The following is a 12506-nucleotide window of genomic DNA, read 5'->3' on the forward strand; positions in this document are numbered from 1 at the left end:
ACCAGTCCATCGCGGGGGGACGACGTGACCTGGCAGTCCCCCGAACGGCTGTGGCTGCTCGCCGGGGTTGCCGCGCTGGTCGTCGGCTACCTGCTGATGCAGCGCCGGCGCAGCCGCTACGCCGTCCGCTTCACCAACCTCAGCCTGCTCGACAAGGTGGCGCCGCAGCGTCCGGCCTGGCGCCGGCACGTGCCCGCGAGCCTCTTCCTGGGGATGCTGGCGCTGCTGGTCGTCGGTTTCGCCCGCCCCACCGACGAGGTGCGGGTACCCCGCGAACGGGCCACCGTCATCGTCGCGGTGGACGTCTCCCACTCGATGCTCGCCACCGACGTCACTCCGGACCGGCTCGGCGCGGCCAAGGCGGCCGCCCGGGAGTTCGTCGACGGCCTGCCCGAGGAATTCAACGTGGGACTGGTGGCGTTCGCCGGCAACGCCTCGGTCTTCGTGGCCCCGGACACCGACCGGGTGGCGCTCGCCGCCGGCATAGACCGGCTCGCCGAGGGCACGACCGGCACCCAGGGCACCGCCATCGGTGAGGCGATCGCCAGCTCCCTGGAGGCCATTCGCGGCCTGGACGACCAGGCCGCCGACGACCCACCGCCCGCCCGGGTGGTACTGCTCTCCGACGGGGACAACACCGCCGGCCGGGACCCCGCGCAGGCCGCCGCGGTGGCCACCGAGCAGGGGGTACCGGTGGACACGATCTCGTTCGGAACCCCGAACGGGTCGATCGGCTCCGGCGGCCCGAGGGTCCCGGTCGACGGCGAGACGCTGCGCGCGGTCGCCACGCAGACCGGCGGCGGCTACTACGAGGCCGGCACCAGCGACGAGCTGCGTGACGTCTACGCCGACATCGGCTCCTCCGTCGGCTACCAGACGGAGCGACAGGACGTGTCGGCGCGGTTCATCGGCGTCGGCCTGGTGCTCGCGCTGCTCGCCGCGGCCACCTCGATGCTCTGGTTCTCCCGCCTGCCCTGACCGCCCGAGAAGGAGGCACCCCGCCATGTCGACCACCACAACGGGTCTCGGCGAACCACGCGGTCCGGCGTTCCGCTCACCGGACCTCGCATCCGGCAGCGGCGCTGTCGGCGTATTGCCGCCAGGAGCGGGACCGGCGGCGACCTCGGCCGACCGGCGCTGGCCGCGGCTGCTGGCGGCCGGTCTGGCGCTGGTCGCGGTGTCGGCGGGGGCCGGCGGCGCCGCCGGGCACCTCGCCGCGCCGGACGCGTCGGACAACCCGGCACCCACCGCCGCAGGGCCGCTGCCGGCACCACCGTCCGGCCGTGGCGCGTCGGTCCCCTCCGACCTGGTCACGGCGGCGGCGCGGGCGCTGCCGGGGGTGGTCTCCGTCCAGGTGCGCCGCGGCGGCAACGGTGCCTCCGGGTCCGGCTTCGTCGTCGACGACCGGGGCCACATCGTCACCAACAACCACGTCGTCGCCGGTGGCGGCGCGATCAGCGTCGTCGGCCAGGACGGGCGTCGCCGGACCGCCCGCCTGGTCGGCCGGGACCCGGGCAGCGACATCGCCGTCCTGCGGGTGGACGACAGCGATCGGCTGCCGGCGCTCCGGCTGGCGTCCGTCGGGCAGACTCGGGTCGGCGAGCAGGTCCTTGCCGTCGGCTCGCCACTCGGGCTCTCCGGCACCGTCACGGCGGGCATCGTCAGCGCCCTGGACCGGCAGGTACGCCTCGGCGGCGGGGCCCGGCAGTCCGCGGTGCAGACCGATGCGTCGATCAACCCCGGTAACTCGGGTGGACCGCTGGTCAACGCCCGGGGCGAGGTGGTCGGCGTGAACACCGCCATCGCGACGCTGGAGGGCGGTGGCAGCATCGGCATCGGTTTCGCCATCCCGATCGAACGGGCCGCGCCGGTGGCGACCGGCATCATCGCGAGGGGATAGGTGGCGTCATGCGGCTGCTCGTGGTGGAGGACGAGAGGGACCTGGCCGACGCGCTGCGGGTCGGCCTGACCCGGGCCGGATACGCCGTCGACGTGGCGGCTGACGCCGCCGGAGCGTACGACCTGTTGCTGGTCAACACGTACGACCTGATGCTGCTCGACATCAACCTGCCCGACACCGACGGCTTCACGGTGTGCCGGGCGATCCGCCGGGGCGAGGTCGAGGTGGCCGGCGGGCGGGACCTGCGGGTGCTGATGCTGACCGCTCGCGGCGCGCTCGGCGACCGGGTACGGGGTCTCGACGAGGGGGCCGACGACTATCTGATCAAGCCGTTCGCGCTGGTCGAACTGCTGGCCCGGGTCCGGGCGCTGCTGCGCCGGGACACCGCGGGCACCGGCGCGGTGCTCACCGTCGGCGACCTCGTGCTCGACGCCGCGCGGCACGAGGCGCACCGTGCCGGGCGGGAGCTGCGGCTCACCCCGAAGGAGTTCAGCGTGCTGCAGTACCTGATGACCCGCCCCGGCCGGGTGGTGCCAGCCGAGGAGCTGCTGGAACACGTCTGGGACGCCAACGCCGACCCGTTCACCGAGACCGTGCGCGTCACCGTGGGCACGCTGCGCCGCAAGCTCACCGGCGGGGACGGCGAGCCGCTCATCGAGACGGTGGTCGGGCGGGGCTATCGGCTGCGGGAGGCGTCGTGAGGATCTTCCGGTCGATCCGGTTCCGGCTCACCGTGCTGTACTCGACACTGCTGTTCGCGTTGGCCGGTGCCGGCCTCGTGGTCGCGTACGTGGCGGTGGACCGGGCGGTGGACCCGAAGCCGGTGACCAAGCGCTATGAGGCGCAGTTGGTGAAGCAGAAGAGCGACGGGCGGACGGTGCCGACCGGCAACACCATCGAGGTCGCCGAGGTGCAGCAGATCGAGGGTGAGGTCAACCTCCGGCTGATGCAGACCCTGCGGGACTACTCCCTCGTCGCCCTCGGCGGGCTCTTCGTCGCCAGCCTCGGCATCGGCTGGGTGCTCTCCGGGCGTGCCCTGCGCCCGGTCGGCGCCATCGCGCGTACCGCCCGGGACATCCAGGCCACGGACCTGTCCCGGCGGATCCAGCTCCAGGGTCCCCGGGACGAGCTGTGGGAACTGGCCGACACCATCGACTCGATGCTCGACCGGCTCGACCACGCCTTCCGGGCCCAGCGGCAGCTCATCGACGACGCGTCCCACGAGCTGCGCAGCCCGCTGGCCATCATCCGGGCTCACCTGGACGCCTCGCTGACCTCTCCTGAGGCGACCGAGGACGAACGGACACAGGCGGTCGCCAGTGTGGACCGGGCCACCACCCGCATGTCCCGGCTGATCGAGGACCTGCTCGCCACCGCCCGCCGCGACACCGAGGCTCTCGCTGACACCGACGTCGACCTGAGCGTGGTCGCCCGCGAGGCCGGCGAGGACGTCACCCCGCTCGCCACCGCGCGTGGGCTGCGCCTGAGGTACACCCTGCGCCCGGGCCTGAGCTGCATCGGCGATCCGGACGCGCTGCGCCGTGCCGTCGGCAACCTGCTGTCCAACGCCGTACGCCTCTCCCCGCCGGGCGGCGCCATCACCATCGGAACAGGGCGGGTCGGCGGCTGGCTGTGGGTGGCGGTCGCCGACGAGGGGCCCGGCATCGCCGAGACCGACCAGGCCCGGGTCTTCGACCGGTTCTGGCGCGGGGAGAATCTCCCTGACCCGTCCGGCCACCGGCGCACCGGGTTGGGTCTGGCGATCGTACGGCAGATCGTCGAGTCGCACGGCGGGCACGCGGCGCTGTTTTCCCGGCCCGGCGCCGGCAGTACCTTCGTGTGCTGGCTGCCGGCCACCGACCGCACCGACGACGGCCCACCCCCGACGACGTCACCTCTGTGCCGCCCGGCGGGAACGCCACGTGAGCACTGTTGGTCGAGCTGTTCCTGACGCGTCGTGCGAAGCTCGGACCGGTGGTGGACCGCGCCAGGGGTTGGATGACGTGTGGGCTGCGGCCACCCACATCCGCTACCGCATCCGCCGCTGAACCAGTCGAACTGCGCGGGCGGTCCGGTGCCGTGCCGACCCGTCCCGTGACGCAACGGGCGGCCGGCGCCTGCGTGGGCGCCGGCCGCCCCGTCGCCGCGTCAGCCCGCCTTGCTGAACTCGATCGAGATCGACTCGACCGCCTTCTTGCGGGTGAACGACCGATCCTGGCCCATCGCCTCCAGCGCGTCGTTGACGCTGTCCACGTACGCCGTCAGGCTCGGCGTGGCGGAGTAGTAGGTGCCGCTCCTGGTCTGGGTGGACGAGCAGCTCGTGTCGGTGATCGCGCACGCCATCGCGTAGTGCACGGCGCTGTTCCACTGGGTCGAGGTGCCCTGGATGTACAGGTTGGTGTTCACCCGGCACGCCGCGAACAGGTACGGGTTCCGGACCGTGGTGGTGAACGTCGCGGTGTCGGTGCCGGGCCAGTAGCTCACGGTCGCCTCCGCCACACAGCCACCGTCGAAGCTGCTCGACGACTTGGTGACGGTGTACTTGTCCAGCGTTCCGGCCGCCGCCGGAGTGGCGCCGAGCGCCACCACACCGAGGGAGGCGGCCAGCATGGTGACGGCGGTCACGGCCGCCCGGGTGACACGGGCCGGTGCTGCGTTCATGGGAACCCCTTTCGTGCCGGCCCGGTGGTCGCGGCCGGTCGTCGTTCGTCGCCGATGTGACAGGCGGCGGTGTCCCCGGGATGTTCCGGGTACCGCCACCTGCAGATTCTTCGGCCGGGGCGGGAGGGTGTCCAAGACGCGACACCGATGGGCCATAGGGCGGACCTATGAGTGGTGGTAGATCTTTTGATCGTCGATGCCCGGGGGCGGGCAGAGGGGATCGTCATGGTGGAACTACGTCAACTCCGGTACTTCCTCGCCGTCGCCGAGGAGCGGTCCTTCACCCGCGCCGCCGCGCTGCTGCACGTCAGTCAGCCGACGCTGAGCCAGCAGATCCGCGCCCTGGAGCGGTCGGTGGGCGCGCCGCTGTTCCACCGGGACCCGGCGGGCGTACGGCTCACCGAGGCCGGCACCGCGCTGCTCGAACCGGCCCAACGGGCCGTGGTCGGGGTCGCCGACGGCGTACGGGCGGCCCGGGACACCGTCGGCGCCGGCGGCGGCACGCTACGTGTCGGCTTCAGCGTCGGCGGGGCCGGCGACCTCATCGCGTCGATCCTGCCCGCCTGGCAGGGGGCGGCCCCCGAGGTGCGGCTGGTCCTGCGCGAACTGACCGTGGGCGGGCTGTACACCGCCCTGCTCGAGGATCGGATCGACGTGGCGCTCACTCGGCTGCCGCTGGACCCCGAACGGCACGACTGGACCGTGTTGGTCGCCGAGCCCCGCGTCCTCGCGCTGAGCGCGCGGCATCCCCTGGCCGACGCCGGGGCGGCGGTGTCGCTGGCGGATGTGCTCGGACTGGCCATGCCCCGCATCGAGGACGTGCCGAGGATCCGCGACTACTGGCTGCTCAACGACTACCGCGACGGCTGCCCGCCGCCGCAGCGCGGGGTGACGGTCACCTCGCCGGCGGAGATGGCGTACCTGATCCTCCAGGACCCGTCGGTGGTGGCCGTGGGTCCCCGCACGGCTCGCGGGCTCTCGCCCCTGGGGGAGCTGCGCTTCGTGGAACTGTCCGAGGTCGCCCCGGTGCCCTTTGTCGCGGCCGCCCGACGGCACGACCGCCGTGCCGCCGTCCTCGCCTTCCGCCAGGTCGCGGAGACGGTCGCGCGCCGCCTGCACGGCGTGTGCGCGCGGCCCGCTGGCAGACCGGGCGGGATGGCCGGCGTCGGGGCGAGTCGCGCGGCTGGCGCCGGGGCGGGCCGGACCGGCGGTTGAGCCGCGAGCGGACACCGGCCCCGCGCCCGTCCGGCCCGCCCTCGATCAGCGGTACCGCCCGGGCGGCGACCACGTCGTCAGGATCTCGTGAGGATGACGAGTTGTTGCGTCGCTCGGGTCATCGCGACATAGCGGTCGACCCCTCCTTCGATGCCTTCGCCGAACGCCTCTGGCTCGACGAGGACGACCAGGTCGAACTCCAGCCCCTTCGACAGCTCCGGGGTCAGCGACCGGACGCGGGACGTCGCCTGGAGTGTGGGATCGCCGATGACGCAGGCGATCCCGTCGGCGTGCGCGGTGAGCCACGTGTCGAGGATCGAGCCCAGGTCCGACGTCGATCCGTGCACGACGGGGACGTTACTGCTGCGGATGGAGGTCGGCACGTTGGCGTCCGGGAGCACGGCCCGGATGACCGGTTCGGCTTCCGCCATGACCTCTTCCGGCGTCCGGTAGTTGATGCTCAGGGAGGCCAGGTTGATCCGGTCGAGCCCGATCCGCTCGAGCCGTTCCTGCCACGACTCCGTGAACCCGTGCCTGGCCTGGGCGCGGTCCCCGACGATGGTGAAGCTCCGGGACGGGCAGCGCAGCAACAGCATCTGCCACTCGGCGTCGGTCAGTTCCTGAGCCTCGTCCACGACGATGTGCGCGAACGGGCCGGCCAGCAGGTCCGGGTCGCTGTCGGGCGACGCGATCCCGTCGATCAGGGCGTCCCGGAGGTCCTGTTGGTGCAGCATCGTCAGCAGACCTTCGCCGTCGTCGTAGGCGTTGGCCTCGATCAGGTCGTCGACGACCCTGGCCATCTGCTCGCGTTCGACGGCGGCAGCGGCGTCGGGCCGGCGCCGACGCCGGGACGCCTCCGGGTCGCCGAGCCGCCGCCGTGCCGCGTCCAGGAGCGGCAGGTCGGACACCGTCCAGGCCTGGGCGTCCTTGCGCTGCAGCTTCCGAACGTCGTCGAGGCTGAGCCAGGGAGCGCACTTGCGCAGGTAGGCGGGTACCGACCACAGGTCTCCTACGAGGTCAGCCGCTTCGAGCAGCGGCCACGCGCGGTTGAAGGCCGTGAGCAGTTCCCTGTTCCGCAACAGCGACCTGCGGACCAGGTCCGCCGGTTCGTCGCCGTCGTACTTGTCCGTCAGGATCGTGAGCAGCTCCTCCCAGATCTCGTCGCGCGCCTCGTTGTGCGGGGTACCGGGATCCGGCGCCTCGAACGCCTCGGCCCAGTCGTCGGCGCTCAGCCAGATCTCGGACTCGTCGGTCGTGACCGTCATCCCCTTGGTGGGCGGCTCCTCGTAGAACCTGACGGCCGTCTCGATCGCCTTCACCAGGTCCGCGGACGACTTCAGGAGGGCCACGTCCGGGTCGGTCTCGGTCGCCGCTGCGGCTCCCTCGGCGACGAAATCCCGCACGGTGCACATCTGCACGTCCTCCTCGCCGAGGTTGGGGAGGACGTCGGCGACGTAGGCCAGGTAGGGCTGGTGCGGACCGACGAACAGCACGCCGCCTCGGCGGTGACCGAGGCGAGGGTCGGAGTAGCGGAGGTAGGCGGTGCGGTGCAGAGCGACCACGGTCTTCCCCGTACCCGGACCGCCGTCGACGACGAGAGCGCCGCGGGATCCCGCGCGGATGATGGCGTCCTGGTCGGCCTGGATGGTGCTCAGCACGTCCCGCATCCGGGCCGACCGGCTGCCGCCCAGGCTCGCGATGAAGGCGGACTGGTCGTCGAGCGCGGCGTGCCCTTCGAACCCGTCCGGGGTGAACACCTCGTCCCAGTAGTCGGTGATCCGGCCGCGGGTCCAGCGGTATCTGCGGCGGCTTGCCAGCCCCATCGGGTTGGCGTGGGTCGCTCCGAAGAACGGCTCGGCCGCGGGGGAGCGCCAGTCGAGCAACAGCCGACGACCCGCGCTGTCCGTGAGGCCACGTCGTCCGACGTACACGGGCTCGGGGTTGTCCGCGCTGACCATGCGTCCGAGGCACAGGTCCAGACCGAAGCGACGCAGGGCACGCAGGCGAGCGGTCAGCCGGCGGATCTCCTGGTCCCGGTCCAGCGCCCGCTGGCCCTTGCCGCCGGGCGCCTTGCGCTCGGTATCGAGGCGGTCGGACAGGTCGGCAGCCAATTGCTCGAGGCTCGCCGCGAGGGCCGCGAAGTGCTGCTCGTCGCCGGCGATCAGCCTCGGGTCGGCCTTGGGGGAGAGGCGTTCGGGAAGGTCGAACGCGCTGGTGGTCAGCGGGTTCACGTCATCAGCTCCGATCTGAGGTAGCTGTCGATGGGGAGCCGAGTGCGGTGGCCGGTCGCCGGATGTGCTGCTGGCCGGGTAATCGAGTTCTGCCGGGGTGAAGGCCAGGTGCATCAGTATGAAACGCATTCGCGCGTGACCTGATCGTCGACAACAACGTACGCATTTTCGCCACTCCCATTTGACAGGTTTCCGGGGCTCGGCCGGCCATTCTGCGGCACGATCCTGGTCTTGCCGCAAGTCCCCTGGTGCGATATATGTTGAGGGTGGAGGGGAGCAGGTGCTTCCCTTTCCCGTAAAAGTGCAGCGCTGACCGCCGGTGCGGTTCGTGCCGTACGACCCACGCCGCGAGGCCGAGGGCCTTTGCCGATCACCCGGTCGTCTGCTTCACACTGGCGTCATGGTTCTTCACCTGCTGGCTGCCGCTGGGGTTCTCGGGCTGCTGACCCTCGTTCCGGGGCCGGACATGGCGGTGGTGACGCGCCGCGCTCTGGTGGGCGGCCGAAGTGAAGCCCTGCGCGCCGGGGTGGGCGTGGTCTGCGGGCTTCTTGTCTGGGGAAGCCTGGCGGTGCTCGGCCTCACCGCCCTTCTCACGGCCTCCCCGGGGGCGTATCTCGTCGTGAAGGTGGTGGGCGTCGCCTACCTGCTCTTCCTGGGCTTCCAGGCCCTACGCCGCGGCAAGGACGACAGCGCCGTGGCCAGCGCCGCCCCCACGAAAGGCAGGCCCTTCCTGACGGGCCTCGCCACCAACCTGTTGAACCCGAAGATCGCGGTCTTCTACACGGCGCTGCTGCCCACCCTCGCGCCGCCGTCACTCGGTGCCTGGGGACTCGGGGCCCTGGTGCTGATTCACGCGGTCTTGACCCTCGGCTGGCTCAGCGGGTACGCGTACGCGCTCAACCGAGCACGTGCGCTGCTCGAGCGCCCCCGCGTACGACGGGCCCTCGACCGCGTCACGGGCGTCGTCCTGATCGCCTTCGCCGTGCGTCTCGCTACCGAGCGCGCCTGACAACGCCCTCTAGCGCGCGATGAGTGCGTCGTCGGTCGCCCCGAGCGCGTGGAGCGCCCGAAAATCGTGACCGTCACTCGCCGCCGGCCAGCTACCATCCCCGGCAATGGCGGAGTTCGTGCACATCACCCCGGCGAGGTCGGCTCGACGCATCGCGCGCTCGGGAATCGCCGCGCGCAGCCACGGGCGGGCCGGCGGACGGGGCGTGTACTGCATGCCGGTGCTGCCGTCGTTCACCCTCACCCACCAGTGGGTTCGTGAGCTGCGGCGCTGGCACTCGGGCGTGCTGGTCGCGGTGCATCTGCGGCTGCCCGACGACGAGCCGGTGACGGTCGGGCGTTACGGCACCCCACCGCGCGAGGCCACGGCTGCGCAGGCCGTCGCGGCCGTGCGCGAACTCGACGATCCGCGCGGCTACGAGGTGTTCGTGTCCCGCGCGATCACCAGAGCCGAGGTACGACGGATCCGTGACGTTCCGCAGGGAGTCGGTTGGCGGTACCTGCCGGCAGCCCACGGCCGGCGGCCCTGCCCATGCCCTTCCTGTCTGCCGCGCGGCGGGTACAAGGTGGCCAGGTTGCGCCGTCGGTTCCCTTACGACGAGCCGCCCAGGCCGAAAGATGAGCTGATGACGCGGTTGCGTACGGCGAGCAGCGCCGACGAGATCATCGACGTGCTCGGCGAGCTGGGCCGGGGCCGGCGCGGCGGGGCCGAGGAGCTGGCATACCTGGCCGATCACCCCGATCCGCACGTACGCGACACGCTGGAAAGCGTCCTGCGGGTGTACCGCGGTCGCGAAGCGCGGCGGCTGCGCGAGCGGTTGCAACTCGGCGATCCGACAGCGTCGGATCCGGACAACTGCTGATCGACGCCGTCGGCTCGCCACAGCGCCTTCGCGTCCCACCCGGCTCAGCAGGCCGGCCAGGAGGATGGGGAAGACAGCCACCCGCCTACCGGCCGACACGACCGGTAGGCGGGACGGCGCTGCCGCGACCGACCGGGGCAGCCGGTCAGCCGGTGCGACGGGCGCGGGCCATGGCCAGCCCACCGAGGACGGTGCTGATCAGCCCCACCAGGAGAGCCACGTAGGCTCCGCCTCGTCCGTTGCCGGTGCCGATGCCGCTGTCGGCGGTCGCCACGACCAGTCCACCAAGGCCGATGCCGATCAGCCCCGCCACCAGGGCCACGGTGGCTCCGCCTCGTCCGTTGCCGGTGCCGATACGACTGGTGGGGCGGGCCAGAGCGAACCCGCCGATGAGCGCGCCGGCCAGCCCCAGCAGGGCGGCCACGGTGGCCCCGAGTCGCCCGGCGCTCATGGTGTAGGCACTGGCGGCGATCGGCTGGGTCGAGACGTGCGCGGCCGCCGGTGCGGCAAGTCCGACCGCCCCGACCAGGGCGGCTGCGGCGGCGGCAAGCAAGTGGCGGATGGACATCGAGGATTCCTTCGGTCGCGTGACGGGTACAGGCGGCAGCGTATGTACCAGCGTGGTCACGAGTCGTCATGCCGGAGTTGCCGATGGCCGTACCACTCGGGTTGTACGCGGTCGGGGCGCCGTACCGCCGCGGTTGTCTCCCCGGGCTTCCGTTGTGATCAGGACCGGTCAGCTACCCGTGGCCCCATGAACCCGCTCCCGGCGTGCACCGGGCTGGTGTCAGGAGCGGGCGAGCCAGCCGGGGACGGTCAGGCCGGACTCGTACGCGAGGATCACCAACTGGGCCCGGTCGCGGACCTGGGTCTTGGTCATGATCCGGCTGACGTGCGTCTTCGCGGTGGCCGGGCTCAGCACCAGCCGCGCCGCGATCTCGTCGTTGGACAGGCCGGCGGCGACCAGCGCCATCACCTCACGCTCGCGCTCGGTGAGCGCGCTCAGCCGCGGCCCCGGGTCGGGATGCACGGCCCGGGCGGTGAACTCGGAGATCAACCGGCGGGTGATCGACGGCGCGATGAGCGCGTCACCGCGCGCCACCACCCGCACCCCGTGGATCAGCTCCGCCGGCTCGGTGTCCTTGACCAGGAAGCCGCTCGCGCCGGCCCGCAGCGCGCCGTAGACGTAGTCGTCCAGGTCGAACGTGGTCAGGATGATCACGCGGACGTCGGATTTCGCGGCGATCTCCCGGGTGGCGGCCAGGCCGTCCAGCACAGGCATCCGGATGTCCATGAGCACGACGTCGGGCCGTAGCTGCCGGGCGAGCCGCACCGCCTCGGCGCCGTCGGCGGCCTCGCCGACCACCTCGATGCCTTCCTCGCCGTCCAGGATGGACCGGAACCCGGCGCGAACCAGGGTCTGGTCGTCGGCGAGCAGTACCCGGATCACGCCGCGCCTCCCGGCGCCGATCGCGGCGCCGGCGCTCCCGCCGGCACCGGGCCGGGCCGCAGCGGAAGGCGGGCGCGCACCCGGAAGCCGCCAGCCGGCCGGGGGCCCGTGGTCAGCGAACCGCCCAACGCCCGCGCCCGCTCGCCCATGCCGAGGATTCCGTTGCCGGGCGGGCCCGGTGCGCCGGTGCCGTCGTCCTCGACCTCCACCAGCACGTCGTCGCGGTCGGGCCGGACCCGGATCACCGCGGCGGTCGCGCCCGCGTGCCGGGTCACGTTGGTGAGCGCCTCCTGGACGATCCGGTACGCCGCCAGGTCGACCTCCGGCGGCAGCGGCCGGGTCTCGGTCAGCTCGGTGCGGATCTCCAACCCGGACCGCCCGGCCGCCGTGACCAACTCGTAGAGGAGGTTCAGGCCGGGTGCGGGCGCGGTGGGCGCCTCCCCCTCCTGGCGCAGTATTCCGAGAGTCGTGCGCAACTCGCGCAGCGTCTCCTTGCTCGTCTGTTTGATCGCGGTGAGCGCCTGCGCGGACCGGGTGGGGTCCGGGCGGTGCAGCGCGGCGCTGGCCTGCACGTTGATCAGCGAGAGGTGGTGGCCGAGGACGTCGTGCAGCTCGCGGGCGATGCGCAGCCGTTCCTCGGTGGCCCGGCGCCGGGCCTCCTCCTCCATCCGCTGCTCGGCGGACCGCGCCCGGGCCTGTGCCTCGGCGAGGTAGGCCCGGCGGTTGCGGGTCACGCCGACGATGACCGCGATGAGCCAACCGGCGTGCAGCAGCGTCGCCCCGTTCGCGCTGTTCGCTGTCCGGTGGTAGCTGTCCGCGACGGCGAACGCGACCACCGAGCCGAGACCGAGCCCGATGGCGACCGCGAGGTGCCCCTCGTCGACGACGGTGTAGAGCGCCACGACGAACACCAGCATGATCGGCCCGGGCCGGTGCAGCAACGCTCCGTACGCGCCGACGGCGACCAGCGCCACCACGCCCACGGGCACCGGATGGCGGCGGCGGACGTACAGCGCGGCGGAGGAGGCCAGCACGGCCAGCAGCGCCGCCCACTCGGCGGCGGTGTCGATGCCGCGCGACTGCACCACCAGGCCGACGAGGGCGACCGAACCGGTGGCGAGCACCACGGCCGTGTCCGCCACCCGGCCAGGCCATCGCCACCTCGACATGCGCCGAAG

Annotated in this window: 12 protein-coding genes; 7 read left to right on the forward strand and 5 right to left on the reverse strand. The window is 72.5% G+C overall.

From position 1 onward, the window contains the following. The first annotated feature begins 24 nt into the window (after window positions 1–24). The 4 genes from ACFY23_RS13050 to ACFY23_RS13065 are packed head-to-tail and all read left to right on the forward strand — an operon-like array spanning window position 25 to window position 3851. Window positions 25–978: a VWA domain-containing protein gene (locus ACFY23_RS13050; RefSeq protein WP_350678650.1), complete on the forward strand. Its 954-nt coding sequence runs from the start codon at window positions 25–27 to the stop codon at window positions 976–978. Between the two features lie 25 nt (window positions 979–1003). Next, a complete protein-coding gene (locus tag ACFY23_RS13055; RefSeq protein ID WP_350678652.1) occupies window positions 1004–1900 on the forward strand; it encodes a trypsin-like peptidase domain-containing protein in 897 nt (298 codons plus the stop codon). An 8-nt stretch (window positions 1901–1908) separates the two neighbouring features. Continuing rightward, window positions 1909–2601 carry a response regulator transcription factor gene (locus ACFY23_RS13060; protein WP_350678654.1) on the forward strand — a complete coding sequence of 231 codons (693 nt, stop codon included), beginning with the start codon at window positions 1909–1911 and terminating at the stop codon, window positions 2599–2601. Then, entirely contained in the window at window positions 2598–3851 is a 1254-nt protein-coding gene (locus tag ACFY23_RS13065) for a HAMP domain-containing sensor histidine kinase (protein WP_350678656.1), read from the forward strand. Before ACFY23_RS13060 ends, ACFY23_RS13065 begins: the two co-directional genes overlap by 4 nt. Before the next feature lie 197 nt (window positions 3852–4048). Here ACFY23_RS13065 and ACFY23_RS13070 read toward each other — a convergent pair whose 3' ends face one another. Then, the gene (locus tag ACFY23_RS13070; RefSeq protein WP_350678658.1) at window positions 4049–4561 is read right to left on the reverse strand and encodes a hypothetical protein; all 513 of its coding nucleotides are present in this window, start codon (window positions 4559–4561) and stop codon (window positions 4049–4051) included. A 225-nt stretch (window positions 4562–4786) separates the two neighbouring features. On the opposite strand from ACFY23_RS13070, the gene ACFY23_RS13075 reads away from it, so the two are divergent. After that, the gene (locus tag ACFY23_RS13075; RefSeq protein ID WP_350678660.1) at window positions 4787–5776 is read left to right on the forward strand and encodes a LysR family transcriptional regulator; all 990 of its coding nucleotides are present in this window, start codon (window positions 4787–4789) and stop codon (window positions 5774–5776) included. Window positions 5777–5853: 77 nt separating this feature from the next. Here ACFY23_RS13075 and helR read toward each other — a convergent pair whose 3' ends face one another. Beyond that, window positions 5854–7998, reverse strand: coding sequence for an RNA polymerase recycling motor ATPase HelR (helR, locus tag ACFY23_RS13080; RefSeq protein WP_350678732.1), 2145 nt, complete (start codon window positions 7996–7998; stop codon window positions 5854–5856). A gap of 409 nt (window positions 7999–8407) precedes the next feature. Between helR and ACFY23_RS13085 the strand changes: the two genes are divergently transcribed. Beyond that, window positions 8408–9016 carry a LysE family translocator gene (locus ACFY23_RS13085; RefSeq protein WP_350678662.1) on the forward strand — a complete coding sequence of 203 codons (609 nt, stop codon included), beginning with the start codon at window positions 8408–8410 and terminating at the stop codon, window positions 9014–9016. A gap of 106 nt (window positions 9017–9122) precedes the next feature. Further along, window positions 9123–9878 (forward strand): HEAT repeat domain-containing protein, encoded by a 756-nt coding sequence (locus ACFY23_RS13090; protein WP_350678664.1) that lies wholly within the window; start codon window positions 9123–9125, stop codon window positions 9876–9878. Between the two features lie 145 nt (window positions 9879–10023). On the opposite strand, the gene ACFY23_RS13095 is transcribed toward ACFY23_RS13090, so the two are convergent. The 3 genes from ACFY23_RS13095 to ACFY23_RS13105 form a co-directional block, all read right to left on the reverse strand. Further along, a complete protein-coding gene (locus ACFY23_RS13095) occupies window positions 10024–10446 on the reverse strand; it encodes a DUF6223 family protein (RefSeq protein ID WP_350678666.1) in 423 nt (140 codons plus the stop codon). Between the two features lie 219 nt (window positions 10447–10665). Further along, window positions 10666–11328, reverse strand: coding sequence for a response regulator transcription factor (locus tag ACFY23_RS13100; protein ID WP_350678668.1), 663 nt, complete (start codon window positions 11326–11328; stop codon window positions 10666–10668). Next, the gene (locus ACFY23_RS13105) at window positions 11325–12497 is read right to left on the reverse strand and encodes a sensor histidine kinase (RefSeq protein WP_350819176.1); all 1173 of its coding nucleotides are present in this window, start codon (window positions 12495–12497) and stop codon (window positions 11325–11327) included. The genes ACFY23_RS13100 and ACFY23_RS13105 overlap by 4 nt, the downstream gene beginning before the upstream one ends. Window positions 12498–12506 lie beyond the last annotated feature (9 nt).

This window comes from Micromonospora sp. NPDC000121, assembly GCF_042899165.1.
GTDB lineage: Bacteria > Actinomycetota > Actinomycetes > Mycobacteriales > Micromonosporaceae > Micromonospora.

Coding starts and splice junctions, on each gene's coding strand:
- ACFY23_RS13055 (WP_350678652.1), top strand. CDS start 1,004: ATGTCGACCACCACAACGGGTCTCGGCGAACCACGCGGTCCGGCGTTC.
- ACFY23_RS13060 (WP_350678654.1), top strand. CDS start 1,909: ATGCGGCTGCTCGTGGTGGAGGACGAGAGGGACCTGGCCGACGCGCTG.
- ACFY23_RS13070 (WP_350678658.1), bottom strand. CDS start 4,561: ATGAACGCAGCACCGGCCCGTGTCACCCGGGCGGCCGTGACCGCCGTC.
- ACFY23_RS13075 (WP_350678660.1), top strand. CDS start 4,787: ATGGTGGAACTACGTCAACTCCGGTACTTCCTCGCCGTCGCCGAGGAG.
- ACFY23_RS13085 (WP_350678662.1), top strand. CDS start 8,408: ATGGTTCTTCACCTGCTGGCTGCCGCTGGGGTTCTCGGGCTGCTGACC.
- ACFY23_RS13090 (WP_350678664.1), top strand. CDS start 9,123: ATGGCGGAGTTCGTGCACATCACCCCGGCGAGGTCGGCTCGACGCATC.
- ACFY23_RS13095 (WP_350678666.1), bottom strand. CDS start 10,446: ATGTCCATCCGCCACTTGCTTGCCGCCGCCGCAGCCGCCCTGGTCGGG.
- ACFY23_RS13105 (WP_350819176.1), bottom strand. CDS start 12,497: ATGTCGAGGTGGCGATGGCCTGGCCGGGTGGCGGACACGGCCGTGGTG.